At 78.1% G+C, this 2,816-nt stretch carries 2 protein-coding genes and 1 pseudogene; 2 read left to right on the top strand and 1 reads right to left on the bottom strand.

Annotated elements, in window-relative coordinates; all coding sequences use genetic code 11:
* Window positions 1-1,110: serine/threonine-protein kinase (locus ACFXAM_RS38440; protein ID WP_380298553.1), on the bottom strand; the 1,110-nt coding region annotated here is incomplete at its 3' end.
* A 375-nt stretch (window positions 1,111-1,485) separates the two neighbouring features.
* Between ACFXAM_RS38440 and ACFXAM_RS38435 the strand changes: the two genes are divergently transcribed.
* Window positions 1,486-2,175 carry a hypothetical protein gene (locus tag ACFXAM_RS38435; RefSeq protein WP_380298552.1) on the top strand — a complete coding sequence of 230 codons (690 nt, stop codon included), beginning with the start codon at window positions 1,486-1,488 and terminating at the stop codon, window positions 2,173-2,175.
* A gap of 1 nt (window position 2,176) precedes the next feature.
* A pseudogene (locus ACFXAM_RS38430) lies at window positions 2,177-2,816 on the top strand (hypothetical protein); the annotation flags it as partial.

The following is a 2,816-nucleotide window of genomic DNA, read 5'->3' as shown; positions in this document are numbered from 1 at the left end:
GGCGCAGCAGAGCGCGGCCGCGCCCGCCGTGAGCAGGGTCCGGCGCCGGCTGCCGAACAGTGCCGTCCGCCACCGGGCGGCGCGGCGCGGCGGCGCCCCGGCGGGTGCCCCGGCCGGCGTCCCGGCCGGGGCCGGTGCGGGGGCCGGGACCATCCGCCGGGCCGCCGACCCGGCGGCCCGCAGCGCCGCCTGCGCACCGGTCGACCGGACCACCGCCGCCCAGGAGGGCCCGGCCGCCGGGCCCCCGGCCGGTTCGCCGGCGAGGGCCGACAGGACGGCCGCGGCCATCGCGGCGGCGTCCGGCCAGCGCAGCGCCGGGTCCTTCGCCAGGGCCCGTTCGACCAGGGCCCGGACCGCGTCCGGGACGTCGGCCGGCAGCGGCGGCACCGGGTCGGTCAGGTGCTTGAGGATCAGCTCCAGGGCGGTCCCGCCCTCGAACGGCAGCCGCCCGGTCAGGCACTCGTAGAGCACCACCCCGAGCGCGTACAGGTCCGCCGAGGCGGTGACCGTGCCGGTGGAGGCCTGTTCGGGCGCCTGGTAGGCGGCGGTGCCGAGCACCATCCCGGGCACGGTGAGCCGGGGGTCGCAGCCGGGGCGGGCGATGCCGAAGTCGGTGATGACCACATGGCCGTCGCGCACCATCAGGTTGGCCGGCTTGATGTCCCGGTGGACGATGCCGGCCTCGTGCGCGGCCTGGAGCGCCCCCAGGACCTCCAGCGCCAGGCCGAGCGCCTCCGGGACGGTCAGCGGGCCCCGCCGTTCCATCACGGTGCTGAGCGGCTCGCCGTCGATCAGCTCCATGACCAGGTAGGCGGTCGGACGGGCGGCGGGGCCCGCCGGTGCGCCCCAGGAGGGGACGTCGTCGGTGGTGCGGCCGGGGCCGAAGTCGTACACGCCGACGATGCCCGGGTGTTGCACCCGGGCCATCACCCGGGCCTCGTCGTGGAACCGCTCCGCGAAGCCGGGCTCGTCCAGCAGCGCGGGCTTCAGGACCTTGACGGCCACCCGGCGGTCGAGCACCTGGTCCCGGGCGAGCCAGACATCGCCCATCGAGCCGCCCCCGAGCCACTCGTCCAAGCGGTAGCGGTCACCGAGCGTGGTGCCACGCATGATTCTCCTCGACTCGTCTTCGTCGTCGCGACCGCCGCCGGGGCCGGACGGCCCTCGGTCGCACCGGCAGACCCTGTCAGCCGGACATAAACACCTGCTTGTCGTGGCCACCGAAACCCCCACGCGGCCAACGCTCCGTTCAACGGACTATCGACATCCTAGGCACAGTGGGATGGTGACGCACCATCAGGTCGCCCGTCGGCCGCCGGAGCCCGCCGCGAGCGCGCACACTCCAGGGCGATTACGGAGAGTGGCGGGGCGGATGCGGACGATTCGGACTTGAATCTTTGCGAACGGATGTTCGATCCTGGGGGTGTGCCCGTTTTCGAATCTGTTTTCGAATCCACCGTCGAGCGGAAGCCCGCGCTCCGACCGGTGGCGTCGACCGCTGCCCCCGGCCGGGGACTGCTGCCGGTGGTGCCCGCGCTGAGCGGGCTGCTGCCGGAGGGCGGGCTGCGCCGGGGCGCGGCGGTGTCGGTGGCGGGCGGGGACGCCGGGCTGCTGCTCGCCCTGGCCGCCGGGGCGCGGGAGACCGACGGCGGCTGGGCCGCGGCGGTCGGGCTGCCGGACCTCGGGCTGGCCGCGGCCGCCGGGTACGGGCTCGACCTGCGGCGGCTGCTGGTGGCCGACGACCCCGGGCCGCACTGGGCCGAGGTGGTGTCCGTCCTGGCCGGCGCCGTCGAGCTGATCATGCTGCGCCCGGACGGTCCGGTCCCGCCGAACCTCGCCGCCCGGCTGGCCGCCGTGCTGCGGCGCAGCGGTTGCGTGCTGCTGGTGGCCGGGCCGTGGCCGGGGGCCGGACTGCGGCTGGGCGTGCGCTCCGGGCGCTGGTTCGGGCTGGGGGACGGGCACGGGCAGCTCGCCGGACGGCAGGTGGAGGTGGTGGCCGAGGGGCGCGGCTCGGCGGGGCGCGGGCGGACGGCCCGGCTCTGGCTGCCGGACGCGCACGGCGCGGTGCGGACCGTGGAGGAGACGGCCGGCGCCGGGGCGGTGGACGTGGACGTGCTGGGGGAGGGCGCGGTGCCGGGGGCCGGGGCGGGCCTCGACCGCATGGCGGTGGTGTGAGATGACCGGCGGCGAGGTGGCCGGGACCACCGGGGCGGGTGGCGCGGTCACCCCCCGGGTGCTGGTGGTGTGGTGTCCGGACTGGCCGGTGGCGGCCGTCGAACGCCCGGCGGAGGACGGCGGCCCGGACGTCCCGGTGGCGGTGGTCGAGGGCGGCCGGGTGCTGGCCTGCTCGGCGGCGGCCCGGGCGGCCGGGGTGCGGCAGGGGCAGCGGCTCAAGCTGGCCCAGCGGCTCTGCCCGGCGCTGGAGCTGCGTGACCGCGACCCGGAGGCGGAGGCCCGGCGGTTCGAGCCGGTGGTCGCGGCGGTGGAGGCGTTCACCCCCCGGGTGGAGGTGCTGCGCCCGGGGCTGTGCGCGATCCCGGTGAAGGGACCGGCCCGCTACTTCGGCGGGGAGGAGGCCCTGGCGGCGAAGGTCCAGGGGGCGGTCACGGCCGCCCTGGCGGCCTCGGCGGCGGCCGTCGCCGCCCGGACGCACCCGTCGGACGCGCACCCGTCGGACGCGCACCCGTCGGACGTGGAACCGGCCGGGAGCCGCGCCGCCGCCGAGCGGGGGGACGCGGAGCAGGCCGAGGTCGTCCCGCTGCGCCCCGCCGGCGCCGGGCGGGCCGGGGAGCGGCGGACCGCCGGGGTGGACGAAC

This window comes from Kitasatospora sp. NPDC059462, assembly GCF_042749955.1.
Lineage (GTDB): Bacteria > Actinomycetota > Actinomycetes > Streptomycetales > Streptomycetaceae > Kitasatospora.
The sequence above is the reverse complement of the archived record's forward strand: the minus strand, read 5'-3'. Positions and strand labels throughout refer to the sequence as shown.